The organism is Streptomyces sp. NPDC030143, assembly GCF_055573695.1.
In genome coordinates, this window is record NZ_JBVIAY010000037.1 from 1 (window position 1) to 25,907 (window position 25,907).

The 25,907-nt window shown below is 70.6% G+C and carries 22 protein-coding genes and 5 pseudogenes; 12 read left to right on the plus strand and 15 right to left on the minus strand.

Features of this window, described 5'->3' with window-relative positions; translation table 11 throughout:
- Nucleotides 1–300 precede the first annotated feature (300 nt).
- Complete coding sequence (locus ACZ4YY_RS35145) at nt 301–870, plus strand: hypothetical protein (RefSeq protein ID WP_468299147.1); 570 nt, start codon at nt 301–303, stop codon at nt 868–870.
- Between the two features lie 354 nt (nt 871–1,224).
- Nucleotides 1,225–1,481: pseudogene (locus ACZ4YY_RS35150) on the plus strand (transposase); the annotation flags it as partial.
- Here ACZ4YY_RS35150 and ACZ4YY_RS35155 read toward each other — a convergent pair.
- Both ACZ4YY_RS35155 and ACZ4YY_RS35160 read right to left on the minus strand, forming a co-directional pair.
- A pseudogene (locus ACZ4YY_RS35155) lies at nt 1,473–1,785 on the minus strand (nSTAND1 domain-containing NTPase); the annotation flags it as partial. The pseudogenes ACZ4YY_RS35150 and ACZ4YY_RS35155 sit on opposite strands and share 9 nt — an antisense overlap.
- Nucleotides 1,784–2,063, minus strand: a pseudogene (locus ACZ4YY_RS35160) (IS630 family transposase); the annotation flags it as partial. The pseudogenes ACZ4YY_RS35155 and ACZ4YY_RS35160, both read right to left, overlap by 2 nt.
- Here ACZ4YY_RS35160 and ACZ4YY_RS35165 point away from each other — a divergent pair.
- Nucleotides 2,064–2,219 (plus strand): annotated as a pseudogene (locus tag ACZ4YY_RS35165) (IS110 family transposase); the annotation flags it as partial.
- Between the two features lies 1 nt (nt 2,220).
- Here the strand turns inward: ACZ4YY_RS35165 and ACZ4YY_RS35170 are convergent.
- Entirely contained in the window at nt 2,221–2,346 is a 126-nt protein-coding gene (locus tag ACZ4YY_RS35170) for a hypothetical protein (protein ID WP_468299149.1), read from the minus strand.
- A 20-nt stretch (nt 2,347–2,366) separates the two neighbouring features.
- Between ACZ4YY_RS35170 and ACZ4YY_RS35175 the strand changes: the two genes are divergently transcribed.
- Both ACZ4YY_RS35175 and ACZ4YY_RS35180 read left to right on the plus strand, forming a co-directional pair.
- Nucleotides 2,367–3,113, plus strand: a complete 747-nt coding sequence (locus ACZ4YY_RS35175) for a phosphotransferase family protein (RefSeq protein WP_468299151.1) — start codon at nt 2,367–2,369, stop codon at nt 3,111–3,113.
- A 939-nt stretch (nt 3,114–4,052) separates the two neighbouring features.
- The gene (locus ACZ4YY_RS35180; protein ID WP_468299153.1) at nt 4,053–4,502 is read left to right on the plus strand and encodes a hypothetical protein; all 450 of its coding nucleotides are present in this window, start codon (nt 4,053–4,055) and stop codon (nt 4,500–4,502) included.
- Between the two features lie 91 nt (nt 4,503–4,593).
- On the opposite strand, the gene ACZ4YY_RS35185 is transcribed toward ACZ4YY_RS35180, so the two are convergent.
- Nucleotides 4,594–5,808 carry an MFS transporter gene (locus ACZ4YY_RS35185; RefSeq protein WP_468299155.1) on the minus strand — a complete coding sequence of 405 codons (1,215 nt, stop codon included), beginning with the start codon at nt 5,806–5,808 and terminating at the stop codon, nt 4,594–4,596.
- A 210-nt stretch (nt 5,809–6,018) separates the two neighbouring features.
- Nucleotides 6,019–9,240, minus strand: a complete 3,222-nt coding sequence (locus tag ACZ4YY_RS35190) for a bifunctional cytochrome P450/NADPH--P450 reductase (RefSeq protein ID WP_468299157.1) — start codon at nt 9,238–9,240, stop codon at nt 6,019–6,021.
- 248 nt (nt 9,241–9,488) lie between these two features.
- Between ACZ4YY_RS35190 and ACZ4YY_RS35195 the strand changes: the two genes are divergently transcribed.
- Nucleotides 9,489–10,076, plus strand: a complete 588-nt coding sequence (locus ACZ4YY_RS35195; RefSeq protein WP_468299159.1) for a TetR/AcrR family transcriptional regulator — start codon at nt 9,489–9,491, stop codon at nt 10,074–10,076.
- A 494-nt stretch (nt 10,077–10,570) separates the two neighbouring features.
- Nucleotides 10,571–11,188 carry a hypothetical protein gene (locus ACZ4YY_RS35200; protein ID WP_468299161.1) on the plus strand — a complete coding sequence of 206 codons (618 nt, stop codon included), beginning with the start codon at nt 10,571–10,573 and terminating at the stop codon, nt 11,186–11,188.
- A 13-nt stretch (nt 11,189–11,201) separates the two neighbouring features.
- On the opposite strand, the pseudogene ACZ4YY_RS35205 reads toward ACZ4YY_RS35200, so the two are convergent.
- Together ACZ4YY_RS35205 and ACZ4YY_RS35210 are read right to left on the minus strand one after the other, a co-directional pair.
- Nucleotides 11,202–11,581: pseudogene (locus ACZ4YY_RS35205) on the minus strand (IS701 family transposase).
- A gap of 22 nt (nt 11,582–11,603) precedes the next feature.
- A complete protein-coding gene (locus ACZ4YY_RS35210) occupies nt 11,604–12,644 on the minus strand; it encodes a saccharopine dehydrogenase family protein (RefSeq protein WP_468299163.1) in 1,041 nt (346 codons plus the stop codon).
- A 128-nt stretch (nt 12,645–12,772) separates the two neighbouring features.
- Between ACZ4YY_RS35210 and ACZ4YY_RS35215 the strand changes: the two genes are divergently transcribed.
- The 3 genes from ACZ4YY_RS35215 to ACZ4YY_RS35225 all read left to right on the plus strand — a co-directional run bounded on the left by ACZ4YY_RS35215 (nt 12,773) and on the right by ACZ4YY_RS35225 (nt 15,366).
- Nucleotides 12,773–13,708, plus strand: coding sequence for a helix-turn-helix domain-containing protein (locus tag ACZ4YY_RS35215; RefSeq protein WP_468299165.1), 936 nt, complete (start codon nt 12,773–12,775; stop codon nt 13,706–13,708).
- 428 nt (nt 13,709–14,136) lie between these two features.
- Nucleotides 14,137–14,907, plus strand: coding sequence for an aminoglycoside phosphotransferase family protein (locus ACZ4YY_RS35220; RefSeq protein WP_468299166.1), 771 nt, complete (start codon nt 14,137–14,139; stop codon nt 14,905–14,907).
- A gap of 240 nt (nt 14,908–15,147) precedes the next feature.
- Nucleotides 15,148–15,366: a hypothetical protein gene (locus ACZ4YY_RS35225; protein ID WP_468299168.1), complete on the plus strand. Its 219-nt coding sequence runs from the start codon at nt 15,148–15,150 to the stop codon at nt 15,364–15,366.
- An 8-nt stretch (nt 15,367–15,374) separates the two neighbouring features.
- Here ACZ4YY_RS35225 and ACZ4YY_RS35230 read toward each other — a convergent pair whose 3' ends face one another.
- From ACZ4YY_RS35230 to ACZ4YY_RS35260, 7 genes are all read right to left on the minus strand, one after another.
- The gene (locus tag ACZ4YY_RS35230; protein WP_468299170.1) at nt 15,375–16,157 is read right to left on the minus strand and encodes an SDR family NAD(P)-dependent oxidoreductase; all 783 of its coding nucleotides are present in this window, start codon (nt 16,155–16,157) and stop codon (nt 15,375–15,377) included.
- Complete coding sequence (locus ACZ4YY_RS35235) at nt 16,154–17,125, minus strand: fumarylacetoacetate hydrolase family protein (RefSeq protein ID WP_468299172.1); 972 nt, start codon at nt 17,123–17,125, stop codon at nt 16,154–16,156. The genes ACZ4YY_RS35230 and ACZ4YY_RS35235 overlap by 4 nt, the downstream gene beginning before the upstream one ends.
- 125 nt (nt 17,126–17,250) lie before the next feature.
- Nucleotides 17,251–18,189 (minus strand): VOC family protein, encoded by a 939-nt coding sequence (locus ACZ4YY_RS35240; protein WP_468299174.1) that lies wholly within the window; start codon nt 18,187–18,189, stop codon nt 17,251–17,253.
- A gap of 11 nt (nt 18,190–18,200) precedes the next feature.
- The gene (locus tag ACZ4YY_RS35245) at nt 18,201–19,226 is read right to left on the minus strand and encodes an amidohydrolase family protein (protein ID WP_468299176.1); all 1,026 of its coding nucleotides are present in this window, start codon (nt 19,224–19,226) and stop codon (nt 18,201–18,203) included.
- On the minus strand, nt 19,223–20,389 hold the full coding sequence (locus tag ACZ4YY_RS35250; protein ID WP_468299178.1) for an FAD-dependent oxidoreductase: 1,167 nt from the start codon (nt 20,387–20,389) through the stop codon (nt 19,223–19,225). The genes ACZ4YY_RS35245 and ACZ4YY_RS35250 overlap by 4 nt, the downstream gene beginning before the upstream one ends.
- 277 nt (nt 20,390–20,666) lie before the next feature.
- The gene (locus tag ACZ4YY_RS35255; protein WP_468299180.1) at nt 20,667–21,638 is read right to left on the minus strand and encodes a cyclase family protein; all 972 of its coding nucleotides are present in this window, start codon (nt 21,636–21,638) and stop codon (nt 20,667–20,669) included.
- On the minus strand, nt 21,635–22,615 hold the full coding sequence (locus ACZ4YY_RS35260; protein ID WP_468299182.1) for a fumarylacetoacetate hydrolase family protein: 981 nt from the start codon (nt 22,613–22,615) through the stop codon (nt 21,635–21,637). The genes ACZ4YY_RS35255 and ACZ4YY_RS35260 overlap by 4 nt, the downstream gene beginning before the upstream one ends.
- A 121-nt stretch (nt 22,616–22,736) precedes the next feature.
- Here ACZ4YY_RS35260 and ACZ4YY_RS35265 point away from each other — a divergent pair, with 121 nt between their 5' ends.
- Nucleotides 22,737–23,702, plus strand: coding sequence for a LysR family transcriptional regulator (locus tag ACZ4YY_RS35265; RefSeq protein WP_468299183.1), 966 nt, complete (start codon nt 22,737–22,739; stop codon nt 23,700–23,702).
- A 108-nt stretch (nt 23,703–23,810) separates the two neighbouring features.
- On the opposite strand, the gene ACZ4YY_RS35270 is transcribed toward ACZ4YY_RS35265, so the two are convergent.
- Nucleotides 23,811–25,082, minus strand: coding sequence for an MFS transporter (locus tag ACZ4YY_RS35270; RefSeq protein WP_468299185.1), 1,272 nt, complete (start codon nt 25,080–25,082; stop codon nt 23,811–23,813).
- 581 nt (nt 25,083–25,663) lie between these two features.
- On the opposite strand from ACZ4YY_RS35270, the gene ACZ4YY_RS35275 reads away from it, so the two are divergent.
- Complete coding sequence (locus ACZ4YY_RS35275; RefSeq protein WP_468299187.1) at nt 25,664–25,828, plus strand: hypothetical protein; 165 nt, start codon at nt 25,664–25,666, stop codon at nt 25,826–25,828.
- The last annotated feature ends 79 nt before the right edge of the window (nt 25,829–25,907 follow it).

Below are 25,907 nucleotides of genomic sequence, written 5' to 3' on the forward strand. Positions count from 1 at the left end.
GCCACCCGCTACGACAAGACCGCCGAGTCCTACCAAGCAGCCGTCACCCTCGCATCGCTGCTGATGTGGGCGTGACATTTGACGACAACACCTAGAAACTACGTAAGCACGGTGGGTGGCAAGCGGAGGAGCCGGCCCGCCAGCAGCGGGAGGCACAAGAGGGATGGCAGCGGCTTGTGAACGCCCACGCCTCCGGGTAAACCCTGCCGTTGAGCTGGCCAACCCCTAAGGCGGCTTTCCGGGTGTGCTGGGGGATCGTCCCGATGGCCTGTGCTCAGACCAGGCAGCGACCGTATGAGCATGAGATCGACGGCACGCACAACTCGACTGCTTTGTGTCCTCATCCCTCTGCTGCTGCTGTTGTACGGCGTTCTTCGTCTGATCGACGGCATGGACGGCGACCACGGCCCGGGAGCTGCCTGGAACCTCGGCCACACGTTCTTCCTCGCTGCCTTCCTCCTGCTCGGCACCTTCGTCGTGATGCTGCGCAGCCTCGTTCCCGCGGCCACGATCTGGATGAGAACAGCTGCCAGTGCCGCCATGCTCGCCGGAGTGTTCGGCGCAGGCTGCTTTGTCTGGGTGATCCTTGGCGATCTGTTCTCCGGCCTCGCCGAGTCTGCCCCGCTGCCAGACCCTCTCGAGTTCGCAGGTCCGATGGCCTTCCAACTCGGAATGCTCACCCTGCTGATCATGATGGCGGCCGTACGGCCCAGGCATCTGCCCGTGTGGAGCCCAGCGCTCGTGTTGGTGTCCTTCATCCTGATCGCGGTCAGCCTCGACCTTATTCCGCTCGCGGCCGTCGTCCTCATGGCCGGCCTCACACCGTTGGCCCGCAGTCGCACAACGGGTACCGCGCGCGCGTCCGTCTGAGGTGCGGCAGGCTGAACGTTCCGCATCGGGTCGCCGTAGCCATCCACGGCCGGTAAGAGATGGCCTATAGCACCGAGAGGCATCGCTCTGTGCGTAGCAACTGGCCAGGGGCTCGCCACTGTGCTGGCCGAACTGTTGACATCCGAGGCGGGTGCTTCGGGGGGTTCGGTGAAGCAGGCGGAGGCCAGACACGGACGACGCAGACACGACCGTGACGACGTCGGAGTGGCCGACTGATACTTCAGGAGGCGTAGCCTGCGGATGGCGCGGTCCGTGCAGTGATTACGTCGTAATCACCGGCGGCAGGGTGGTCTGAAGTGAGAGTGATTACGGCGTGATCAGTCTGGGCGCCGCCTGTCCGGCACTGCCTCCTGTCCTCTGCAGTGGCGGTTGTTCGTGCCCCAGGAGTGGGCGCACGATGCGCCACGGCGGCAGAAGACCGGGATGCCGCCGGAGGTCGGGTACCGGGAGAAGTGGCGTCTGGTCCTGAATTCCTTTCGACGAGCTGGCCGGGTGAGGTTGGTGCTGTCGGTGGTGTGGCCGGCGTCGGCTACGGGCAGAACGCTGACTTCCGCGACGGTCTGGGTGAGTGGGGCATCGGCACCCTCGCCGGGGGCGACGAGGCGCAGCAGTAAACGGCGGGCCGCAGCAGCCTGGGCATCGGAGAACCGGCGGTAGATGTCCTCGGCGGTCTTGGCGACCGCGCCCTTGAGGCCTCCGGAAGGCTTCGTAGCCGGTCAGGGTCATGGTCTTGCCGCGGCGGCGGCGCCAGGTCTCCAGCAACACGTGCGAGAGCAGCGGCAATCCACCGGGCGCATCTGCGAGTTCGTCGACGATGCGGGCGGTCAGGGCGCGTTCGACCGTAAGGCCCTCGGCTGCGGCCGGTTTGACGATTGCCTGGCGCAGTTCCGCCGGAGGCGTACTCCCGCAGGTCGGCGGCCTTGTGAACGTTGAGGTTGTCCCAGATGAGCACGATCGGGCCGCCGAGCTGTTGGTGTGTGGCGATCAGCAGGTCCCGGTAGTCGCGCCAGGAGAAGCTTTTGCGGCCGTCGCGTCGGCCGTCGTCCCGGCGGGGCCGGTAGATCAGCCGGTGGCGGTGGCCGCTTTATGTAGCACGTCAAGGCGGCGATGGAGATGCGTCTGCGGGAGCGATGCGCACACACTCCGCTGAATCGACCTGAACGACGAGACCAGTCGCCGAGCTGGAGATGATCATCGGCTTCGACGACGAGCTGGCCGGCGAGGCCACCCGCATCAGCCCGGCCGGGCGGCCTGCTCACCCGATCCACCCGCACCTCGAACGTGTTCTGGGCCCGCGCATCCAGCACCCGGCCGGGCTCAGACCGCTGATCAGTTCGGCTCGCCGGCTCTGATCCAGAGGCCGGTGCCGCGCACGAGGTCGCCGGGTATCGGGAGCATCGGGACGCGGTCAGCCGCGTAATCGCACGCAATAAATCCGGCGACGTCGGCGATCATCCCCGGGATACTGGTCGCCCATGGATGAGGTCAAAGTCGTCGTCGCCCATTCCGAGCGCGCGACCCTGCGCGTCGGCGATGTGTTTCTGAAGGTGGACGCCGATCAGGCGCGCATCGATGTCGAGGTCGAGACGATGTCCCTCGCGCCGGTCCCGACCCCGGAGGTCCTGTGGCGCAAGCCGCCCGTGCTCGCGATCGCCGCACTCCCGGGGACGACGCTTGGACGCCTCGGCGGGCCGTCGACCGGGTCGCCGACGGCATGGGCCGCGGCGGGCGCCGCCATCCGGAAGCTGCACGACGCGCCGCTGCCGCCCCGGCCCGGCGGGGCCGGCCGGAGCATTATCGCGCTGGCGGCGGAACTCGACGACGAGTGCGAGTGGCTCGTGACGAACGGCGTCCTGCCCGCGGACCTGGTCACCCGCAACCGCCAGGTCGCCGAGGCCGCGCTCCGGCCGTGGACTCCGGCGTTCACGCACGGCGACCTGCAGATCGCGCACGTCTTCGTCGACGGCGACGAGGTCACGGGCATCATCGACTGGTCCGAGGCGGGCCAGGGTGATGCCCTGTACGACATCGCCACCTTCACGCTCGGACACGAGGAGCACCTTGGCGACGTCATCGCCGGCTACGGCACCGACATCGACCTCGACGTGATCCACGCGTGGTGGTCGTTGCGAAGCCTGCTGGCGGTTCGCTGGCTGGTCGAGCACGGTTTCGACCCGTTCGCGCCGGGTTGCGAGGTCGACGTGCTGAGATCCCGCATGTGAGGCTGCGTGGGCCCGGTGCTGCTGCGCATGCGTTCTGACGCATCGAGCAGGCCGTCCGCTGGGCAATCGCCTGCCCACACTCTCAACGAAGTGCGGTGTGCAGACGTCGCCGGCAGATGACGGCGCAGCCGAGGGTGACGAACGCGTGGTGGATGTCGTCGCGGATCTCCAACAGATGCGCAGGCGGCGGAACCAATGCAGCAGCGCGATCGCTCCTGCCATGACCCCGCGGTACACCCCCAGGCCGGAGCCGTGCCCGGTCCCACGCCGGGCGAGGTGCGGGATGATCTGGAACCGACGGACCTTGTCCCGGTGGACCGCGTGGTCGTAGCCGCGGTCGGCGTACAGGTGCTTCGGGCGGTACAGTGGCTGACCGCGCTTGCCGCGGATCGGCGGGACGGCAGGTCGCCCCGGAGGTCACCGAGCCGTTGATGGCGTTCGACGCCGACGGCACGACGTGGGCCTACGGGCCTCCGCACCGGGTGGGCAGGCGCCGTCCCAACCGCTAACGGTCTGGGACGTACGGCACGAGCGCGCCTGCGCCGAGCCGGACCTGACGACCGGCGCGACGGGCCCCGTGGTTGCCTTGGCCGTGGGCCCGTCCGGCCGTACCGTCTACGCTGGCCGGGTCTCGTCCTCCGGAGACCTGAACACCGGCACCGAGGTCTGGGACACCGCACGCGCCCGCCGCACCCGGGTGCTCGACGGCCTGTCCGGCCTGGCGCTGGCCGTTCGCCCCAACGGACGCCTGCTGGTCGGGGACAGCCGCTGGGCCGCCCTGCCCCCGGGTCCGGTGACCGACCGAAACCTCGTCCTCGGCGACGAGGTCGGCGTCCTCGCCTTCAGCCGACGGCTCGCGGCTGGCCGCGGGGCGACGCCAAGGGCAGGGTCGCCCTGTGGGAGGGGCGGCTGCGGCAGCGCGCCGGCATTCTGCGCAACGTGGGCGCGGTCGCCTCGACGCGGCTGCGTAGGAAGGGGACGGGCTGTGACGGCTGTTGGCAGGCGGGCCAGGCCCGGCCGGTGGCCTTCTCCGTCCACCCGGGCGAGAACCCGGAAAGGATCGGCGCGGTGGCGCTCAGCCCCGACGGCCGCACTCTGGCCCCGTCGGCGGCGACGCGGGCACGCTCCAGCTGTGGGACACGGAGAGCCGGCAGCCCCTGGGCGCCCCCGCTCACCACGGCCGGCGACGCGATCGTCTCCCTGTCCTTCAGTCCGGACGGCACCAGCGTGTACGCGGCCGGCGCACATGTCCCGCTGCAGCGCTACATCATCGAGCCGGGGCGGGCGGTCGCCGAGGTCTGCGCCCGGGCGGGAGGCGCCGGACTGACGCGGGCACAGTGGCGGACGTACGTCGGCGATGTGCCGTATCAGAGGGTCTGCGGTCAGTAGTACGGCGTACGGCGTCTCTGTCTCGGCTTCAGCCGCGCCTCGGCGACGTCACCTGACAAACGCTCGATGCCGTGCAGCCCGCCTGGAGTGCTCACCCGGAGTCGGCGGCGGGAGAGGCCGCGAGCCCGCGCTTCGCCGGGGCCTCCGTGCCGGCCAACGTCATTTTGAGCAAGGGCAGCGAGGCGACGAAGGTGCCGAGCGCCAGGACCAGGCCGAGGACGTCCGCCCCGGCGGCGTCCAGGACGGCCCCGACGGCCAGCGGCCCGATGCCGGTGCCCAGGGCGCCCGCGCCGCTGAGGGAGGCGACCAGGCATCCGGTCGGGTCGATGAGCGCCGCGGCGGCCAGCATCTGCACCAGGACGGCCAGTTGGCAGGTCTGCCAGAGGACGGCCGCGACGGTGAAGAGCACGGGGTCGTGGGTGAGGACCAGGGCCGCCATCGCGAGGGCCTGCGCCGTGACGAAGACGGCCATCGACCTCATGCGTCCGAAGCGCCGCGCCGCCACGGGGCCCGCCACCGCGCCGACGAGCGCCACGACGCTGGAGATGGCGAGGACGGCCGATACGGCTGAGTGGGACATCCCGGTGTGCTGGCGGCCCAGGACCGAGGCGTACGACCACGCGCCCTGGGTGACGGCCCACAGGAGCGCGGTCCCGAGGAGCAGAACCACCGACGGCCTGGACGCGTTCGCCTCTGCCGTACCGGCGGGTCCGGCGTCCGGTGTCGCGGGACCGGCGGGACCGGCGGGGCCGTCGGGGAGTCGGCGTGTCAGTGGCCAGGCGAAGAAGCAGCACAACGCCATGAGCAGGAAGCCGGTGCCCTCCCCGAGGCCGTGGTTGGCCGCGGGGACGCCCAGGATCAGCAATGCCGTCACACCGACCGTGCCGGAGATGGTGACGGCGGACGCCTTGTCGGCGTCGTCGGTGGCGGCGAGCGCTGCGGTGGCAGCCGCGTAGACCGCGCCGAGCCCGGCGCCGAGGACCAGGTTGGCCAGGACCAGGGTCACCGGGCTGGTTGCCGCTGCCGCTCCGAGGAAGCCTGCTCCCGAGAGCGCCAGCCCGAAGCGGGTCATCAGCACCCGCCCCGGCCGTGCGGCCCGCTTGGCCAGTAGCAGCGTCACCATCGCCGTCGTCATCAGCTGGGTCGCGGCCACGAGCCCGGCGCCGGAGTCCGACAGCCCGAAACGTGACGCGAAGTCGTCGACGAACACGGGCATCACGTTCGCCCCGCCGTTGCCGAGAGTGATTCCGGCGATGAGCGCCACCGCCACGCCGAAGGTCAGGGCGGAGCCGCTTCGCGCGTTCACCGGCCGCTCCTCTGCGTGCAGTTGGGGGCCGCTGGCGTTCCTCGGCGGTGCGCCGAGTGTGCAACAAGCATGAGAGCCTCACGAGTCAGGGGGCATGAGCCGCGTTTCGGGGCACGGGCCACGGACGTGTCGGACGTCGGTGGCCCGTCGATCGGTGATGCGGTGGAGTGGATGCGGTGCGGTGGACGTCTGCCACCGCACCGCGGGCGGTCAGCCGGCCCAGACGTCTTCCACGTAGTGGCCGGACTCGATCAGGGCGGCCAGCCAGGCGGTGGCCTCCTCGTCGCCCGCGCCCGTGAACGTGCGGTAGATCGCCATGAACGCCTCCCGCACCGCCGGAGCCATGCGACGGCCGTCTCCGCAGATGTAGACGCGTCCGCCGGCCTCCAGTACCGCCCAGACCTCGTCGCTGTCCTTCGCGATGCGGTTCTGGACGAAGCGGGCACCGTCCTCGGGGGCGCAGGAGTAGGTGGGCCGCATGCTGACGGCTCCGGCTGCCTCGGCGGCCTCGAACTCCGCACGGTGGAGGTAGTCGACGTCGGGGTGGTCGCAGCCGAAGTAGCACAGCAGCGTTCCGGTGGACCGGGTGTGGTGGCGGTCGAGGACCGCGCCACGGAAGGGCGCCAGACCGGTGCCCGCGCTGACCAGGATCACCGGCACCGACTCGTCCCGCGGCAGTCGGAAGGCCTCACTGCAGGGCAGCACCCTGGCCTGGACGGTGTCGCCCGCCTTCACGGTCTGGAGGTAGTGCGAGGCGATGCCGTGGAACGTGCCCTCGCCGCCACGGTGGGGCGCGGCGAGCAGCGACACCATCAGGTCCACCTCGCCGGGTGCCGCTTGGGCGGACGAGGAGATCGAGTAGTGGCGCGGGCGCAGGACGGGCAGTAGTTCCAGGAAGCGTTCGAAGGGCAGCTCGCAGGCGCGGTAGCGCTCCAGCAGGTCCAGGACGCTGTGTCCGGCGGCGGTCACCTGCTCGCTGAAGGCCTGCGGGGCCGCCGCCGCGAGTTCGGCCAGGGGCCGCTTCTCGGGCGGGCAGGCGGTGTGCTCGGCGAGTACGGCGACCTGCTCCTGGGTGGCGGCATCCTGCAGTTCCACGAAGTCGGTCAGCAGGCGACGCACGGTCAGCGGCCGGTCGACGGGCAGCGTGTTGCGGCTGCGGCGACGGGCGCGCAGTCGCACGGTGCGGTCCAGGTCGAGGCCGAAGCGGTCGGCCACCCGCTGGACGAGGGTGTCCGGGTTGCTGGGGAGGACGGCCAGGTGATCGCCGGTGCGGTAGGTGACGCCCGCGGGCAGACGCAGCCTGAGGAACCGCTTGGAGCGGCCCAACTCATGGTTCAGGTCGACCAGTTCGTACGCGTCGAGCACCTCCATGGGCTGCACGCCGTGCCGTGCCGCGAGCCCGCCGATGACCGAGTCGGTCGCGTCCTCCAGCTCGTACAGTCCGCTCTCCTGGTCGGGGGCCGGCTCTGCCTCCTGTGCTTCTCCGACGGCTCCGTATTGCTCCAGCAGGGTGTTCCACAGGTCGCCGGTCCAGCGGTCCACGGTGCCGGCGAAGTCGCCGGCGGCGTCCGCGGCGCCGCGCTCAAGGAGTGAGGTGGCGCCCGCGGCGGTGAGCCGCTCGTCGATGAGAGTGGGGACGCGCTGGTAGGTGGCGGCCCAGTTGCGGTCGCCGACGCCGAGTACGGCGTACTGGAGGCCGTCGAGCGCGCCGGGCTCCAGACCTTCCAGCCATGCGACGAAATCCGTGGCGTCGTCGGTGGGCCTGCCGTTGTAGGAAGCGGCCACGATCACCACCGGGCCGGCATCGGTGGTGAGTTTGTCCACGGCGTCGTTGAGGGAGGCGACGGACGGGGCGAAGCCGCGCTCGTCGCCCTCCGCCGCCAAGTCGTGCGCGATGCCCGCGCAGGTGCCCAGGTTGGAGCCGTGCAGGAGGGTCAGCGCGGTTCCGGTGGCACGCCGGACGGCGGGCCGGTCCCGGTCAGCGGGAGCGCTGCTCGCGGCGACGGCCGCGGCAGTGGGCAGGCGTCGCTCCCCGCTGGTGCGCCGGGCCAGGTTCAAGGTGAACTCGTCGGGCTTGAGAGTGAGCGACTGCTTGATCTTCAGCTGGTAGTTGGTGTGGTCGATCAGGCGGTAGCGGTGGATCACCAGCGCGAGGACCAAAGTCGCCTCGTGCAGCGCGAACTGGCGGCCGATGCAGGCGCGTTCGCCGCTGCCGAACGGTTTGAAGAGGTGAACCGGCCGCTCCTCCTCCCGCTCGGGCAGGAACCGGTCGGGGTCGAACAGCTCGACGTTCTCGCCCCAGGCGGGGTCCCGGTGCAGCTGCGGGATGAGCACCTGGATCGACTCGCCCTTGCGCACGGCGTACTTCCCGCCGATGACGGTGTCCTCAAGCGGCTCCACGGCGTACGCGGGGGCCGTCGGCCACAGGCGCAGGCCTTCGTTGAGCACCTGGCGGATGTACGTCAGCTTGCCGATGTCCCCGTATTCCGGCTCGGGCGCGTCCGAGTCGCCCCACAGCGCGTCGACCTCGGCCTGAGCGCGTGCGAGCACCTCGGGGTGCTTGGTCAGGTAGTACAGGGCGAAGGACAGGGCACCGCTGGTGGTCTCGTGGCCGGCGATGAGGAACGTGATCGCCTGGTAGCGGATGTTGACGTCGTCCAGGCGCTCGCCCGTGACGGCGTCCTGGGTGTGCAGCATGCGCCCGAGCAGGTCGTCGGTGCTCTGGTCACCGGAGGCCCGGCGCTCTCGGATCACGTCGTCGACCAGGTCCTTCATCAGGGTCACGTCGGCGCGGAACTGCTCGGCCTGCCTCCACTTGAACAGCTCGGTGCCGGGGATGGACTCCCCCTTGGCCTGGGCGAAGCCGAGCGCCCTGGACAGGGCGGTGACGAAGGGGTGGGGCTCCTCGCGGCTGAAGGACTCGAAGTCGTAGCCGAAGCCGCACAGACCGATCGTGTCGAAGGTCAGTCGTGTCATGTCGTCGGCGACGTCCACGGCCTCCGTGCCGGCGGACCGGTCCCACTTGCCCATCAGTTCACGGGCGACCTTGAGCATCGTCGAGTGGTAGCCGCGCATGGCGCCGAGGGAGAACGCGGGCATCAGGACATCGTGCGCCTTGCGCCAGTTGGGCTCGTCGTTGAACGCGGTGAAGAGTCCGTCGCCGCCAATCTCCCGGAGGATGACGAGGTCGGGGTGCACGTTCTTGCGGAACCGGCTCTCGTCCGCCAGCTCGGTGACGAGGTCGAGGCCGGAGGCGAAGTTGATCTCGGTGCCGAAGATGCGGAGCTTGAACAGCGGCCCCAGCTCCTTGGCCTCCTTCATCACGTGGAGCAGGCCGTCGGCGCCACCGGGGATGTCGAAGGCGTGGCCGACCAAAGGCAGGGCGGGACGCTGGGGGATCGGCTCGGTTCCGCGCGGGGTCTCGTGGGTCACGGGCTTGCCTTTCGTTCGGCGCAGGCTGTCGCTGGTTAGAACCATACAGGCGACCTTGTCACTCGACAAGGTCGCTCGATTGCGTTGGCCGACACAGTCGATTGATGGAACGGTCGGAGGTCTGAAGACGCCCGGCGGGGACAGGAGTCGGGCAAGCGCCTCTGCACCTCGCACCCAAGACACCCCTGCTGCGACGGCGATATTGTCGAGTGACCTGATCACCAGACTGAGTCGCCTAGGATGCAGGAATGGCTCACGTATCCGCGGCGGAGCGCCGCCCACAACTGATCAAGGCGGCCATCGACCTGATGACCAGGGAAGGCGTCGCCGCCGGCAGCACCCGCGCTATCGCCGCGGAGCTGGGTGTGGCACAGGCGACCGTGCACTATACGTTCGGCACGAAGGAAGACCTCTACCGTGCCGTCATGGAGCAGCTCACCGAGGACCTGGTCGCCCAGGTGGAGCAGACCGCACCCACGGACGCGAGCTTTGAGGAGACCATCGCCACGCTCGCCGAGGCCCTTTGGGGCACCGTGCTGCGGCAGCCCGCGTCACACCAGCTCCTCACCGAGCTGACCCTGTTCGCCTTGCGCACGCCTCGTCTGAGGGAGGCACTGCACAGCCACTACAGCGGGATCTCGGCAGTGACGGCAAAACTGATCAGCGACGCCGCCGAACGCACCCGCCACCAACTGGCCCAGCCCGCCGAGACGATCGCGAGGTTCTTCCTCGCGGGCTTCGACGGACTGACGATGCAGCACCTCTCGCTGCCGGACGAGGAGGCCGAAAGGGTCTGCCTGCAGGCTTTGATCTCGGCCGTCGTGGCCATGGCCTGAGGTGACTCCGTGGCTGAACCGGGCCACATGCCGGCACCCCGCCGGACGAGCTCCCGGCGGGGTGCGTGGATGCACGGTGATGGTTCAGGCGGTCAGCCCGGGTCCGCGGTACCGCTGGTGCCACTCGGTCATGAGACGGGGAGACCGACCGGCAGTACACCGACACGCACGGCGCCTCCATCGTCGGATTCGCCTTCGCCCACATGCTCAGCTTCCCGGCGGTCGGTGATCCGAATGGAATGGCCGGGGTTGGGGGAGGCTGTGGGCGGTGGCGTGTCGAGCCGAGGCCGGCGATCAGGGCCCGGAACGGCGGGATCTGGGAGGGGGAGCGGATGGCTCGTTGGTGGGGGAGAAATCGGAGATCGGAAGGTGTCAGAGCCGTCCCCTCAGAGCAGGACCCGTCAGCGGGCCCCGAGCACGGAATGTTGCCTGGGCAGGTCGAGGACCTTGACGGGCCGCGGGCGGTGATGCTCCGCGTGCAACACAGCGGTGTCATGCTGACCGTGGACGACAGCGGCGACGGGCAGGCAGCCCCCGCCCCTCGGATGTATCCCTGGGCGGAGATCACTCACCTGTGGTTCGCCAATGATCTCGAGGGACACTCCGCAGAGGGCGACGTGGTGGTCACGCAGTGGTTGTACATTCAGCGGCTGGAGTTCGCCGACGGCACCGTCGTGGCATCCCGTCTGGCCGACCCACCGGTTACCACCCCAGGGGCCGCCTTTCGCGCCGGCCAGATCGCCGATCGCCCCCCTTCCACCATCTGGCCACTGATGGCTCACATCCACACCCACGTCACCGAAGTGCAGCTGGCCAAGGCCAGAGCCACGCTGGCGGCGAGAGGCCGGGTGGAGTTCGGTCCGCTGACCGCTGACGGGGACGGCCTGCACCACCAGGACACCCACATACCGTGGGAAGACATCACTGTGCTGCGCTACAGCTTCGTCCACGCCAGCGTCGACGAAGACGAGCTGGGCGCGTATCTGCGTATAGAGTTCCGCGACCGCGAAGCCGGCGCATACGGTTTCCCTGTCCGGTGGCTGAGGATTCCGGCCCTCGAGGTACCGGACATCGAAGTACTGGAGCAGCTCGCTGCGGAACGTCGCGCCTGAGGACCCGAGGTCACTACCCCCGTCCGACACCCGACTGTTCCAGCATCCGGCGGAATCGGTTGTCCTGACCGTAGGCGGAATCCGCGGTGACCCAGGCAATGGGCAGCGGCGAGGCGACGGTCCGCAGCACCATGTGCCGGGCCAGTTCGCCCTTGGTGGCGAACTCCCGCTCGTCGGGGACCCTTGCGGTGCGACAGCGTTCCCGGTCCTCGGTCCAGGACTTCGGGAGGTAGAGCTCGCGGTCGACCAAGGCCCGGCCGCGGGCGGAGGCGTAGGCGGCGAAGACGCCGATCTGGCAGTTCTCGTCCGGCCGGCGGTTTCGGAGTACTGGCGCTGGACCCCGGCTGAGGTGGTGCCCTTCTTGAGGAACCCGGTGTCATCGATGATCAGGATGCCGTCGGCCTCGCCGAGCTTGTCAGCGACGCTTTTGCGGGTGCAGGTCGAGTGTGATGTGCGGGTCGAGCGCGCGCAGGAAGTCGGGGGCGTCGAACATCTCGCCGGCGGAGACGACGCCGACGGTCTTGGTGCGGCCGGTCAGGACGCGCTCGAGGGCCTCGGTGACGAGGGGCGCGGTGACGGCGTAGATGTCCTGGCCGCTGGCCGTGGCCCGGCGTTCGGCTCCGCCGGAGCGGACGACGACGTCGACGAGGAAGGTCTGATTCGAGCGCCCGCTCTCGTCGGCGGCGGTCGGGGCCGGCGTGTGGGGGGCGGCGACGTCCCGGGCCGCCTCGGCGGTCATGTAGGTGGTCACGTCGGGGATGGAGAGGTGCTGGGGGACGCTGACGACGTCCGCCATCGTGAACTCCCCGATCACCGGCCGGGGTCCCATCGGTTCCGGGAACGTCCACTCCAGGGTGGGCGCGGCGTCGGTGCGGTGTTCCCACTGTCCGCCGCGGTAGCGCAGGCGGTGGCCGCCGCGTCGCTCGCGGGAGACCGCGCCCGAGAGCCGGGTACCGGCGGTGGGGTGCCAGTTGCTGAGCGCATAGGCGATGTGTGCCTCGTCGGCCTCGGTCCAGTCGCCCATCGCCGCGGTGGCCAGCAGGTCGCCGAGGCCGCCGAAGAAGGCCATGGCCGGGACGATCACCGCTCCCGCGTCCCGGGCCCGCTCGCGGTAGTGGGCGAAGGTGTCGAGGTTGGCCTCGAGTTCGGCGGCCACGTCCAGGTAAGGGATCTTCGCGCGGAGCGCGGCCTCGATCACCGGGCCGACGGTCGATGCGAAGGGGCCGGCGCAGTTGATGACCGCCGCTGTTCCCGCCACGGCCCGGTCCAGCGAGGCCGGGTCGTCGACCGACGCCATCCGAGCCTCCAGCCCGTGCTCCTGGGCCAGCTCCTTCAAGGTCTGCGCGTCGCGCCCGGACAGCACGGGGACGAACCCACGCGCGGCCAGCTCCGCGACCACGAACCGCCCGGTGTGACCGTAGGCGCCGAACACCGACACCAGCTGACCTGATCCCATGAGACCGCTCCCGTGTACTCGAACGCCCGCTGCGAGGTCGATCCTCTGCGGCCTGACATCCACATCCTGTCCCTCCGGCAGCGCCCCGCACGAGCGTCGGAAACGACATGCCGCGTACAGTTTCGGACATGCCCGCTGTTGCGCTGGCCGTCACCGACGGCATGCTCCACTACGAACTGTCCGTGGCCGTCGAGGTCTTCGGGGCCGATCTGACCCACATCGTGGAGCCCTGGTACGACTTCTCCCTCTGCGGGAGCGGTCCGGTGCACGTCGACCGCTTCCGCCTGGAACCCGACCACGGGCTCGACCACCTCGCGCACGCGGACACAGTGATCGTCCCCGGCTGGGCCGACACCGACCGCGACCCGCCCGCCGAGCTGATCGAGGCGGTGCGTGCGGCCCACGCGGCCGGTGCCCGCGTGGCCTCACTGTGCACGGGCGCCTTCATCCTGGGCGCTGCAGGACTGCTCGACGGCCGGCGCGCCACCACACACTGGGGCCACACGCGGGAACTGGCCCGGCGCCACCCGGCGGCCACCGTCGATCCGGACGTCCTCTACGTCGACAACGGCGACGTCCTCACCTCCGCGGGCAAGGCCGCCGCCATGGACCTGTGCCTGCACCTGGTCCGCCTCGACCACGGCTCGGCCAACGCCAACAAGATCGCCCGACGCCTGGTCGTCCCACCCCACCGGGACGGCGGCCAGGCCCAGTTCATCGCCACCCCCCTTCCCGCCCCGGGCAACCATCCCCTGGGCGAGCTCTTCCCCTGGGCGCTGGAGCGGCTGGACCAGCCGCTCACCGTGGAGGACCTGGCCCGCCAGGCCCGCATGAGCTCACGCCACCTCGGCCGCCACTTCAAGCACCTCACCGGCACCACGCCACTGCAATGGCTCCACACCCAGCGCATTCGCCACGCCCAGGAACTACTGGAGACCACCGACGCCACCGTGGACACCATCGCCGCGGCCACCGGCATGGGCACCGCCACCACCCTGCGCCGCCACTTCCACCGCAGCGTCGGCGTCCCACCCGACACCTACCGCCGCACCTTCCGCCCCTGAACAAGTAGCTCAAAGATTCCGGCGGCCAATCGAACATGGCCAAGGCGCGGTGCCTTGGGAATCGGCGAACAAACGCTGCCCGAATTCGGTTCTGGCACAGATCTTGGGGAGTCGTCGCGCAGCGTTACCTTGATGTTCGATTACAGCAGACTGGCTCGCGTGAGACGGCGTACGCCTTGTCGTCTGATGGTCGGAAGTGACGCTCCCTCAGGTGAGTGCCGATCGCTGCTGTGATCGGCTGTGGGCGGTGATCGAAGTAACGCCAGGCGGAGCGCACCTGGATGCCGAGCCGCTCGGAGACGGTGGTGATCTGCCGTTCGAAGTCCGAGGAATTCGGCAGCGTCGCCGATGGTCTTGCGGGCGCCGGCGACGAACGGGTCCGCATAATCCAGGTGTCGCGCTGTCGGCGGGGTGGATAGCCTCTGCGGGTGACGAACGAGGACGTGCTGCAGGATCACGCTCACCGGCAGGTCGTGCGGATCGGCGACACCGTCCGCCGACCCGTCCAGCCCTGGACCGAAACGGTGCACGCACTGCTGAGCCATCTCGAAGCAGTGGGCTTCCCCTACGCTCCGCGGCCCTTGGGGCTCGACGAGGAAGGCCGCGAGGTCCTCAGCTATATCGACGGAGAGTCGGGGCCGCTGGGGTGGGCCAAAGTCGTGGAAGACGACGGCTTGACCGCCTTCGCCCGGCTGCTGCGCGAGTACCACGACGCAACCGCGGGCTTCACCCCGCCCGACAATGCCGCCTGGGCCGTCGGCGCAACGGAGTCCACTGACGGTGAGGTGATCTGCCACGGCGACTTCGGCCCATGGAACGTGATCTGGCAGGGACAGCAGCCGGTGGGCATCATCGACTTCGACTTCGCTCGCCCGGCAGCACGCCTGCACGACATCGCCTACGCACTGCAGTACGTGGCACCGTTCAGGGACGACACCGAGTGCACCCGTTGGCTCCGCTATCCGCAACCGCCCGACCGCCATCGACGCCTGCAGCGGTTCTGCACCGCCTACGGCCTCCTCTCCACCGCCGACATCGTCGACGCCGTCATCCGCGAGCAGCGGGAAAACGCCGAACGAGTACGCCGGCTGGCCGATGCCGGGCACGAACCCCAGGCGACCTGGGCGGCCGACGGCTACCTGCAGGACCTCGAAGACAAGTTGGCATGGAGCCAAGCCCACCGACACCTGTTTGAGTAACGCCTCACCTTTCCACTGCCCACCCAGAACCGAGCACCCCGGCACCGCCATGGGTGGTCCCGAATCAAACCGCCTACAGGAGCCGCATCACGACGCCTGATCTTCACCAATCACCCACAAATGGGGCCAGCTGGAGTCGCCCTCGCGGGGCCGAAAGTGGACGCCCTGGCCACAGGTCCCGTCCCCGAACGGCAGAGCCAGGTCGGCAGCCATCCGCCGGCGCCACAGGAGACGGACCGCGTGCGTGCGGGCCACCGCCGCAACCTGCGTCTGGCCCCCGCCGACGCCCCCCTGGACGTCGCCACCGCACTCACGCGGCCCGGGCGCGGCGGCCCCGCCGACGCGCAACACGACCTTCGTGACGAGACGCTGGGTTTTGAGCGCGGACTTGTGCCGCAGGTCGCCGCCGACGACGATCGCGCTCTCGGCGCGAACCGGAGCGCCGCCGCGCGTCCCTGACAGCCGTTTCAATTCGCCTTTGAACTCGCAGCAGTCGGTCCGGCAGCAGTCGGACCCAGAGCGTCCGAGATGGACTTGACGCCGCCGTGCGCGGTGAGTCCGCCGTCGACCGGGATCTCGGCGCCGGTGATGAAGGAGGAATCGTCGGACAGGAGGAAGACCACGAGCGGGGCGACCTCGTCCTCCGTGCCGGTGCGGCCGAGAGGGGTCTCGCGGATGTTCGCCTCGCGGAACGCAGGGGCGGTGGAGGCGGTCATCTCGGTCTCGATGAAGCCGGGGTGGATCGTGTTGACACGGATGCCGCGCGGGCCGAGCTCCGTGGCCGCGGTCTTCGACAGGCCGCGCAGCGCCCATTTGCTGGTCGTGTAGGCGACCGGGTAATGGCCGCTGAGCGCGGCGGTGGAACCGACGTTGACGATGGACGAGCCGGGCGGCATCAGCGGCGTCAGGTGCTGGATGCCCAGCAGCGGACCGGTGACGTTGACGGCGTGGACACGGGCGACGTCGTGGGGGGTCACGTCGTCGAGGCGGGCGCGCCAGGTGATGCCCGCGTTGTTGACCAGGCCGTGCACCTGGCCGTACGACTCCCTCAGTTCGGCGGCCAGCTGTGCCCAGTGCTCCTCGTCGGTGACGTCGAGGCGGCGGCAGCCGGGGGCCCGAGCTACGTCGGTGGCGATGACGTGGGCGCCCTCGCGGGTCAGGGCCTCGGCCTCGGCGGCGCCCTGGCCGCGTGCGGCGCCGGTGACGACGACGACCTTGCCGAGGAGTCTCCTGGGGTGCAGGTCGTTCACGGCCGCTCCCGGGTGCGGCGGCGGGCGGTCGGCAGTGGCTCCGGCTCCCTGCCCGCGATCACGGTGTTGGAGACGGTGCCGATGCCCTCCACGGTGAGGGTTACGGTGTCTCCCGGCTTCAGCGGGGGCGGGGACTGCTCGCCCCGGACGCCCCACAGTTCGGCGAGGCAGCCTCCGTTGCCGCAGGTGCCGGAGCCGAGCACGTCGCCGGGGCGGACGACGGTGCCGCGCGAGGCGTAGGCGACCAGCTCCTCGAAGGTCCAGCTCATGTTGGACAGCAGGTCCCTGCCCACGACCTCGCCGTTCACCGAGGCGGTCAGTGCCAGGCGCAGGAAGCCGTCCGCGTCCCGGTACTGCTCCAGTTCGTCGGCGGTGACCAGGTAGGGGCCCAGCGTGGTGGCGGTGTCCTTGCCCTTGCAGGGGCCGAGGCCGACCTTCATCTCGGCGGACTGCAGGTCACGGGCCGTCCAGTCGTTGAAGACGGTGTAGCCGACGATGTGGTCGCGGGCCTGCTCGGGGGTGAGGTCGCGGCCCTCCTTGCCGATCACGGCGGCGACCTCGAGCTCGAAGTCGAGCAGGCTCGCCCCCGGGGGCACGGGGATGTCGTCGTGCGGGCCGTACACCGCGTAAGGGTTGGTGAAGTAGAAGGTCGGCGCCGCGTACCACCGCTTTGGCACGCCGGCGGCCCCGTCCACGGAGCGCCGTACGCCCTCGACGTGTTCCTCGAAGGTGACGAAGTCCCGCACGGTGGGCGGCTGGAGCGGCGGCAGCAGCCGCACTTCGGAGACGTGGGGACCGGCCGGGGCGTCGAGCGTCCTGGTGCCCGCGCCGAGCAGTCCCGGCATGCTGCCCGCCTCGGTGAGCAGTCCGGTCAGGGAGTGGACACCGGGCAGGGGGCGGAGTGTGCCGTCCTTGTCGACGACGGCCACATGGTGTTGGTCGCGGTGTTCGTAAGTGGCGAAGCGCATGGGAGGGTCCAGTCGGCGTGGGGGCGGGCGGGCAGGCACGGAGGAGCCGGGGCGCGGAGTGCAGTCATGGCAGGACAGCGGATCACCGCGCCCCCGGTGGCTGGAGGATCTTGCCGGCCGGGCGGTCAGACCGGCGGGGCGACGAACACGCCGCGGTCGACGTCGTTGAACGACTCCTTGGCGATGAGTTCGTTCATCGGGTTCGCGGTGCCCCACTGGTCGGTGACCTCGGGCTGAGAGAAGTCGTAGACGTGGGGGTGCCAGGTGTCCTCGTCCAGTTCCTCCAGCTCGGTGGTGTACTCGACGGTGTTGCCGTGCGGGTCGAGGAAATACGTGAAGGTGTTGTCGCCCGCCATGTGCCGGCCAGGGCCCCAGAGCTTGCGGGCGCCGGAGCGCATCACGCGGCCCGAGCCGCGCATGTACTCGTCCAGGCCGCGCATCTCGAAGGAGATGTGGTGCAGGGAGGTGTGCGGGCCCTTCGCGATGGCCATCGAGTGGTGCTGGTTGCTGATCCGCATGAAGTGCATGACCTCGCCCATGTGCGGCGAGCTGAGCGTGTCGGACAGGCGGAAGCCGAGGTGGGTCTCGTACCACTCACGGGTCCTGTTCAGGTCGGGGGAGTTGAGCACGACGTGCGACAGGCGGACCGGGATCGCCTCCTTCTCCTCGATCCTGCGGTGCTGCCGGGCCTCGACGTCGGCGGAGACCTCGATGGTGCGACCGTCGACGTCGAAGAAGCGGAAGCCGTAGCCACCGCCGGGGGTGTCCACCTTTCCCGGCTGGGAGATCAACTGCACGCCCTGCAAGAGGAGTTGCTCGGCCAGCGTGTCGACGTCGGCCGGGCTGCCCGCCCCGTAGGAGACCAGGTCGAGGCGCTTCTCGGCGGCCTTGCGCAGCCGTACGACGTACTGTTCGGGGCTGCCCTCGGCGGCGAGGAAGGAGATCCCGGAGTCCTCGGTGACCTTGGTCAGGCCCCAGACGCCGGCGTAGAAGTCGAGCTGTTTGTCGTAGTCGGGCACGGCGAGGTCGACGTGCCGCAGGTGGGTGAGCAGGCGGTTACTCATGGGGGTCCCCCTCAGGTGAGGTTGAGCAGGGTGGCGGCGTTTTTGCCGCGGATGGCGTGGAAGTCGGCATCGGGCAGGTCCGCGGCGCGCAGCGCGCCCAGCGGGTCTTCGGTGCCCATGTCGAAGGGGAAGTCGGAGCCGAGCAGGACCCGGTCCGCACCGGCGGCCCGGACCAGCTCCCGCAGCACGTGCGGGTCGTGGACGAGGGAGTCGAAGTACAGGTGCTCGAGGTAGCTGCTCGGCTCACGGGCACAGTCCCGGGCGTCGGGGCGGACCCGCCAGGCGTGGTCGGAGCGGCCGATGTGGGTGGGAAGGTAGCCGCCGCCGTGCGCCGCGATCAGCTTCAGACCCGGATGGCGGTCCAGGACACCGGAGAAGATCAGGTGGGAGAGGGCGACGGCGTTCTCGGTGGGCTGGCCGACCGTGTTGGACAGGTACCACTGGTCCAGGCGCTCGTCGAGCGTGCAGCCGAACGGGTGCAGGAAGACCAGGGCGCCGGCCTCCTCCGCGCGTGCCCAGAAGGGTGTGAGCCGTGGGTCGGAGAGTTCCACCGCTCGTGTCCCGCCCGGCCCCGGCGCGTGCGAGGACAGCTCCACGCCCCTCAGGCCCTGGCCCAGTGCGTGGTCGAGCAGGGCGACGGCGAGGTCGGGGTGTTGCAGGGGGACCAGCCCGAGGCCGTGAAGCCGGTCGGGGGCCTTGGCGCGGTGTGCCGCGGTCCCCTCGTTGGCCAGCCGGCAGACCCGATCGGCCAGCCGGGGCTCGGCCCAGTAGTGGTAGTGCGACGGCGAGGGGCTCACCAGCTGCACGTCCACGCCGGCCGCGTCCATGGCCGCGAGGCGCACGGTGACGTCCGTCAGCTTCGGCACGCGTGCGCCGACCATGGGACCGTTCACGGCGAGGGCCGCCGACCCGTTGCGGCGGGCGTCGAGGTCGCGGGCCTCGGCGAGGCCGGGGTGACCGGCGACGGCCTCCTCGACCTCCGGGAGCAGGAGGTGGGCGTGGACGTCGATCGTCGGTGTCGGCAGGGGCTCGGTCACGGGAGTTCCTTCAGCGCGGTCATGGTGCGGCCCACCAGTCCGGGCATGTCCGCGTCGCGCACCCCGTCGAGCAGCCACTGGCCGAGCTGGACGGAGGCGTCGACGACCATGCGTACGCGGGGCAGGCGCCGTGCGTGGTAGTCGGTGAAGAGCTGGTCGTCCCAGTCGCTTCGGGTGGTGAGCAACTCGGCGAGGACGGAGGCGTCCTCCAGGGACATCGCCGCGCCCTGGGCGAAGGTGGGTGGGCAGCAGTGGGCGGCGTCCCCGACCAGCACGACCCGGTCGCGGTGCCACGGGCCCTCCACGAGGTGGCGGTGGAACCAGGTGTAGTTGACCTTGGCCGGGTCGTCGATGTGTTTCGTGATCTCGGGCCAGAAACCGCCGTAGGCCTGGGCGAGCCGACGCATCTCGTCCGCGTACGTGGCCGGGTCGATGGAGACCCGGTCGCGGCTGGCCTCGACGACGTACGCGTAGATGGTGTTCTCGCTGGTGGGGCAGTAGCCGGCGATGTAGGCCGGGCCGCCGTACGCCAGGTCGGTGCGGTCCAGGCCCTCGGGGCGTGGGGCCGCGATGCGCCAGATCGCCATGCCGGTGGGCTCGGGTCTGTCGGTGATGCCGATCGCGGAGCGGGTGGCGGAGTTCAGGCCGTCGGCGGCGATCACCAGGTCGTAGCGGCCCTCGGTGCCGTCGCTGAAGCGGACCGAGACGCCGTCGGCGTCCTGCTCCAGGGTGTCGACGGTGGTGCCCAGCCGGACGTCGGCTCCGGAGGCGCGGACCGCGTCGATGAGGATCTGCTGGAGCCGCGGGCGCTGCATGCCGAGGGTGGCCGGCAGGTCGTCGCCGCCGGTCTGGAGGTCCTCGGCCACGAAGAGGACGGTGCCGTCGGGGGCGGCCACGCCCAGCGAGCCGAAGGCGAATCCCGAGGCGCTCACCTGCTCCCACACGCCCAGTTCGCGCAGGACGCGCAGGGCGTTGCCCTGGAGGGTGATACCGGAGCCCGTGGTGGCGTTCCAGTCGGGCTTGGCCTCGATCAGGTCCACGCTGAGACCGGCACGCCGCAGCAGGATGGTGACGGCGTTGCCGGAGGCGCCCCCGCCGATGACGAGGACGGTGGGGCTCCCCCCGCTCGAGCGAGGTCGAGAGTGGGTGAGGGTGTCAGCCATGTCGGGGAACCTCCCGAGGTTGGGCCGCGCGGCTTCGGGCGGCGGTGTGCGGCTCGCCCGCTGGGTGCGCGGGCCGGGGGTGGGGACGGGGTGCGAGGTGGGGACGGTGTGCGGGGCCGGATGCGCCGCTGCTGTCAGGGGAGGGTGGCGGCGCATCCGGCGGGTAGGCGGGTCGGCGCCGATGGCCGGCGGCCGAGCGGGTCGGCGGCCGGGTGCCGGAGCGGTCGCGGGCGCCGGGTTGGCGGCTGGGCGCTGGGCGGCTCGGCGGCCGGGCGGGTTACTTGACGGCGATGGGGTTGACCGGGGAGCCGACGGCTCCGGTGATGGGCAGCGGTGCCGCGGTCAGCCAGAACTCGTACACGCCGTCGGCCGCGCAGTCCTCGGCGAGGGCGTCCAGGTCCCACATCTCGCCGATCAGCAGGCCCATGTTGGGGATGACGACCTGGTGCAGCGGCTGGAAGGCGCCCTCGAACTCGTTGGGCCGGACCTCGAAGCCCCAGGTGTCGGTGGCGATCGCGGCGATCTCGGTACGGTGCAGCCAGCCGGCCGTGGTGAATGACAGACCGGGCGCGGGGCCGCCCGCGTAGTCGCCCCAGCCGTCACGCCGGGCGCGGGCGAGGCGCCCGGTGCGGACGAGGACGATGTCGCCGCGGCCGACGCTCACGCCGTGGGCCTCGGCGGTCGCGGTCAGGTGCTCCGTGGTGATCGCGAAACCGTCGGGCAGTTCCGGCGTGCCGTCGTCGTCACCGATGACCCGGGCCACGTCCAGCAGTACGCCGCGACCGGCGACTTGGGGGGCCATGTGCTCGATCCCGGTGACCAGGTCGCCGGCGGAGGTGACGACCTTCTCGGCGTCACGTCCGTTCCACGCCTTGCCGTGGTCGAAGATGTGCCCGAGGCCGTCCCACTGGGTGGAGCACTGCAGCGGCATCGCGATCACGTCGTCCGCGCCGCCGATACCGTGCGGGAAGCCCTGGTTGCCCAGCGCCGCGTCGGTGCCGGTGTCGAGCATGGTGTGCACCGGGTTGGTTCGCCGGCGCCAGCCCTTCTGCGGGCCGTCCATGTCGAACCGCTGCGAGAGGGAGAAGCTCACGCCCCGGCGCACCAGTGCCGCGCCTTCGCGCCGCTTGGCCTCGTCGAGGAAGTTCAGCGTGCCGAGCACGTCGTCCTCGCCCCAGCGTCCCCAGTTGGAGTACGCCTTGGCGGCCTCGGCGATCGCCCCCTCCGGGTCGTGGCGGTCCAGGCTCATGACTTCTCCTCCACGCAGCGGGTGCGCTGCATACCCAGACCGGTGATGGACCCCTCCATCACGTCACCGTCGCGCAGCAGCCGTCCCCAGTGGATGCCGTTGCCGGCCGGGCTTCCGGTCAGCACCAGGTCGCCGGGCAGGAGCCGGGAGGTCTGCGAGATGTACGACACCAGCCGCGCGACGCCGAAGAGCATGTCCTTGGTGGACTCGTCCTGCATGGTCTCGCCGTTCAGCTTCAACGTGATCCGCAGGTCACCGGGGTCGGAGACGAACTCGGCGGGCACGATCCAGGGCCCGAGCGGGGTGAAGCCGGGGGCGTTCTTGCAGCGCAGCCAGTCGGTGCCGATCGCGGGCATGTCCCGCCGGAAGACGGTCGCGCGGTCGGTGAGGTCGTTGGCGATCGTGTAGCCGGCGACGTACTCCGGGGCCTCCTCGACGGAGACCCGGTAGGCGGACTTGGCGATGACCGCCGCCAGCTCCAGCTCCCAGTCCGGCTTCTTCGCCCAGGAAGGGAGTGCGACGTCGTCGTACGGGCCCGCGATGGTGCTGGGCAGCCCGATGAACACGTACGGCAAATCCTCGGCGGCCCGGCGGTCCATGACCGCGGCGATCTCCGCGCGGGCCTCCTCCACGGTGCGCGGGTCGTCGGGGGAGCGGTGGGCGACCTCCAGGTCGATCACGTGCTGGCGGTAGTTGGCACCGGACTGGAAGATCTGGCGGGGCTCCAGCGGGGCGTGCGGGTGCAGGCCGTCCAGCGGCCGCCAGTCCAGGGCGTCGTCGTCCGCCAGGGCGTACAGGACCGGGAGGGTTTCCTCCCAGCGTTCCAGTACGGCACGCACGCCGGACGGTGCCCAGTCCAGGGCTTTGCCCAGGTCGAGTACCCGCTCCTTGGCCAGAAGGCAGGGGAACGGCTCCCCGTCCGGCGCGGAGACCGTGCCGAGGGCGAACGGGCCGGCAGGTTGCACGAGCGTTGCCATGAGATTTCCTCCCGCTGGGTTGCGGTCTACTGTGGCCTCGATCGACGGATCACGGAAATCGCTCCTGTGGATGCGTCGAATCCATGAGATGAATGGCTCTTGCTCGCCCAGGTGGTGTCCGATGAACCTGTCCCGACTCGACCTCAATCTGGTTGTCGCCCTGCGTGTGCTGCTGGAGGAGCGCAATGTGACCCGGGCCGGCGAGCGCGTCGGGCTGAGCCAGCCCGCCATGAGCGCGGCGCTGTCCCGGCTGCGCCGTCATTTCGACGACGAATTGCTCGCCCGTAGCGGCAACAGCTACGAGCTGACACCGCTCGGTGTCGCCCTGCGCGACCGCAGCGCAACCGCGTGCGACCTGCTGGAGCGTGTCTTCTCCAGCCAGGCCGACTTCGACCCGGCCGCCGAGATCCGCGAGTTCACCCTGCTCGCCGCCGACTACGGTGCGGCCGTGTTCGGCGCCGCTCTCGCCCGCGTCCTGCACCAGGAGGCGCCCGGGATCCGGCTCACCTTCCGGCATCCGACGCCCGACATCACGGAGAACACCGCCGCCCTGCTCAGCACCGTCGACGGACTGCTGTTGCCGCACGGCGTCATCGACGGCTTCCCCTGCGTCGACCTCCACCAGGACCGCTGGCTGTGCATGATTGCCGACGACCACCCCGAGATCGGCCACGAACTCACCCTGGACCAGCTGGCCCGCCTGCCCTGGGCCGTCTACCAGCGCCCTTACGACGCCCCGGCCGCCCGGCAGCTCAGCATGCTCGGCATCAGCCCCCGGGTGGAGGTGTCGGTGCAGACCTTCCAGCTGCTGCCCCACATGGTCGAGGGCACCCGCCGGATCGCGATGATCCAGGAGCGTCTGGCGCGCAGGGCGGTCCGTTCCGCCGCGGTGCGGGTCCTGCCCTGCCCGTTCGAGGCCGTGCCGGTGCAGGAGGCGATGTGGTGGCACCCGGTTCACACCCAGGACGCGGCCCATATCTGGCTGCGGCAGAAGGCCGCGGAGGTGGGCGCGACGCTGACGGGCCACGGCCCGGCAAAGGCGCCGTCCGCCGGACAGGGCGCCGTGCCGGTCCCGGGCCGGCTCTGACCACGGCCCGGGACCGGCACGGCCCGTCGCCTGGGCCGTCGTGGGGACGCCTTCCGCGGCGTGCGGCCGGTCCGCTGCCGCGTTGGCTACGTCTGCAGCGTCTGCTGTTCAGGCCGCCTGCTCCGGCAGCGGCTGGGGGGCGACGGCGTGCGCACGGCAGCGAGCCACCGACAGTCCCGCCGCGACGAGGGCCGCGGCCAGCCCCAGCATGCCCACCGCACCTGCGAGAGAGCCGACCGCCGACTCCAGGCCGAGCAGCACCAGCGGGCAGACGAACGCACCGCCGAAGAAGGCCGACGTCCACAGCCCAGTGCCCCGGCCGCGGTCCTCGAACGCCAGCCGGGACATGGCACTGGTGAGGAGGGCGGGCAGCAGCATGCCCGTACCCAGACAGTTGACCACCGCCCCGACGAGCAGCAGGGGGGCGCTGCCGACGAGGAACATCACCCCGAAACCGGCCGCGCAGACCGCGAAGACTGCGGGCAGCACCGGCTCCGGGGAGCGCTTCAGCCGGGCGAAGATCACCGCTCCGGCCACGGTGGCGGCACTCGCGATCGCCGTGGCCAGACCGATGACGCCGGGGTCCTCCACACCGAGGTCGTCGAGCAGGTACGCCATCTCCACCGGGACCGTGTAGAAGACCATCGCTCCGAAGAAGGTGAGGGCGCAGATCCCCGCCAGCGGCCGCCAGGGGAACGGACGACCGGTCATGGCCACGGCCGGGGCTTCGTCGGAGGCCGCGCGGGCAGCCGGGTTGGGCAGAGCGGCGGCCATCAGCGGGGCGATCATCAGGCTCACGGCGTAGATCCAGAAGGGCACGCGCCAGCCCGCCGCGCCGACGGCGCCGCCGATCACGAAGAAGGCGGTGGCCGACACGGAGGTACACACGGCCTGCAGCGCCAGGTACTTCGCCCGCTGCCGGCCGCTGTAGTAGTCGCCGATCAGGGTGGTGCAGCAGGTCATGATGGCAGCCTCGGCGACACCGACCAGGGCGCGGCTGGCGATGATCGCGCCCAGCGAGTCCAGCCAGAGCGGCGCCGTTCCGAACACGGCGTACAGGAGGGTCGCCACGATCAGCAGGCGCTTGCGGCCCAGCCGGTCCACGATCACCCCGGCGAAGGGTGCCAGCAGTGCCAGCGACAGCGCCGGAACCGTCAGCGCGAGGGGAACCAGCGCCTTGGCCCCCGGGGTCGAGGTGAAGTGGTCCTGCATCCTCGGCAGCACCGGGGCGATCAGCACCGCACCCAGGATCGGCAGGCAGCTGCCCGCCATCAGCAGGGTCAGGCGCACCACATGAGCGGGGCCCGACGCGGCGACGGGTGACGGAGCACCGTCGTCGACCGCGGCGGAGGGCGGGGTCGGGGACACGGAACCGGGCATGACGACTCCAGGGGACGGCGTACGAGGGCGGGCATGCCTGCTCGGGCGCCGACGGCGCACGGCATGCTGGGAACGACCGCACGTCGGCGGCTGGTGCGGACAGCGGCGTGCGGGTAGGGATGACTATGGGCTGTCCCGGGCAGCACCGCGATCCTCCGGGCGATCCGAATCCCGTATCCGGCCCATCCACGGCGTGGATGGGCCCGTCAGTGGGGCTCGACCTCCTTGCGGTGTCGTTCACCGCGGTGGTCTGCCTGCGGGAGCCGACGCGCACCGCGCCGCAGTCAGCCGCGCGGCGGTGCCAATCCCTGGTGGTGTCAGCACCGAAGGGCAAGGCGTCGGGGAAGCTGTGGGACGGCGCCCTCGATGCCCAGCATGCCTTCGGCGACCTCGATGGGCACCGGGCCCGACCTCCTGGGCGTGCACGACGCCGTCGACGACGACACCGCCTACCGGGCGGAACTGTCGGCCCGCGTCGACCAGCCGGTCCTGTCCGACGACCCGATCCTCCAGCACGACCTCCCGTTGCCGGACTCCTGGTGGGCCGACCTGACCGGGGCGCTGGAGAAAAGGACGACAAGGTGGACTGGCTCTTCGCCCACATGGGCCAGGTCGCGGACGCCCACATCGCCGGCCTGTTCTTCGGTCCGGGGCAGGACGAACAGACCACGGTCGAGTCCGACGGCGGAAACCTGATCAACAAGACGATCGCCTATCACAACTCGGGCGGTACAGCGCTCAAGTAGCGGTGCAGCACTCAAGTAGGTGAAAGCTGACGAGATGCGCCCCCATCTCTTCGATGGGGGCGCATCTCGTCAGCTTCGT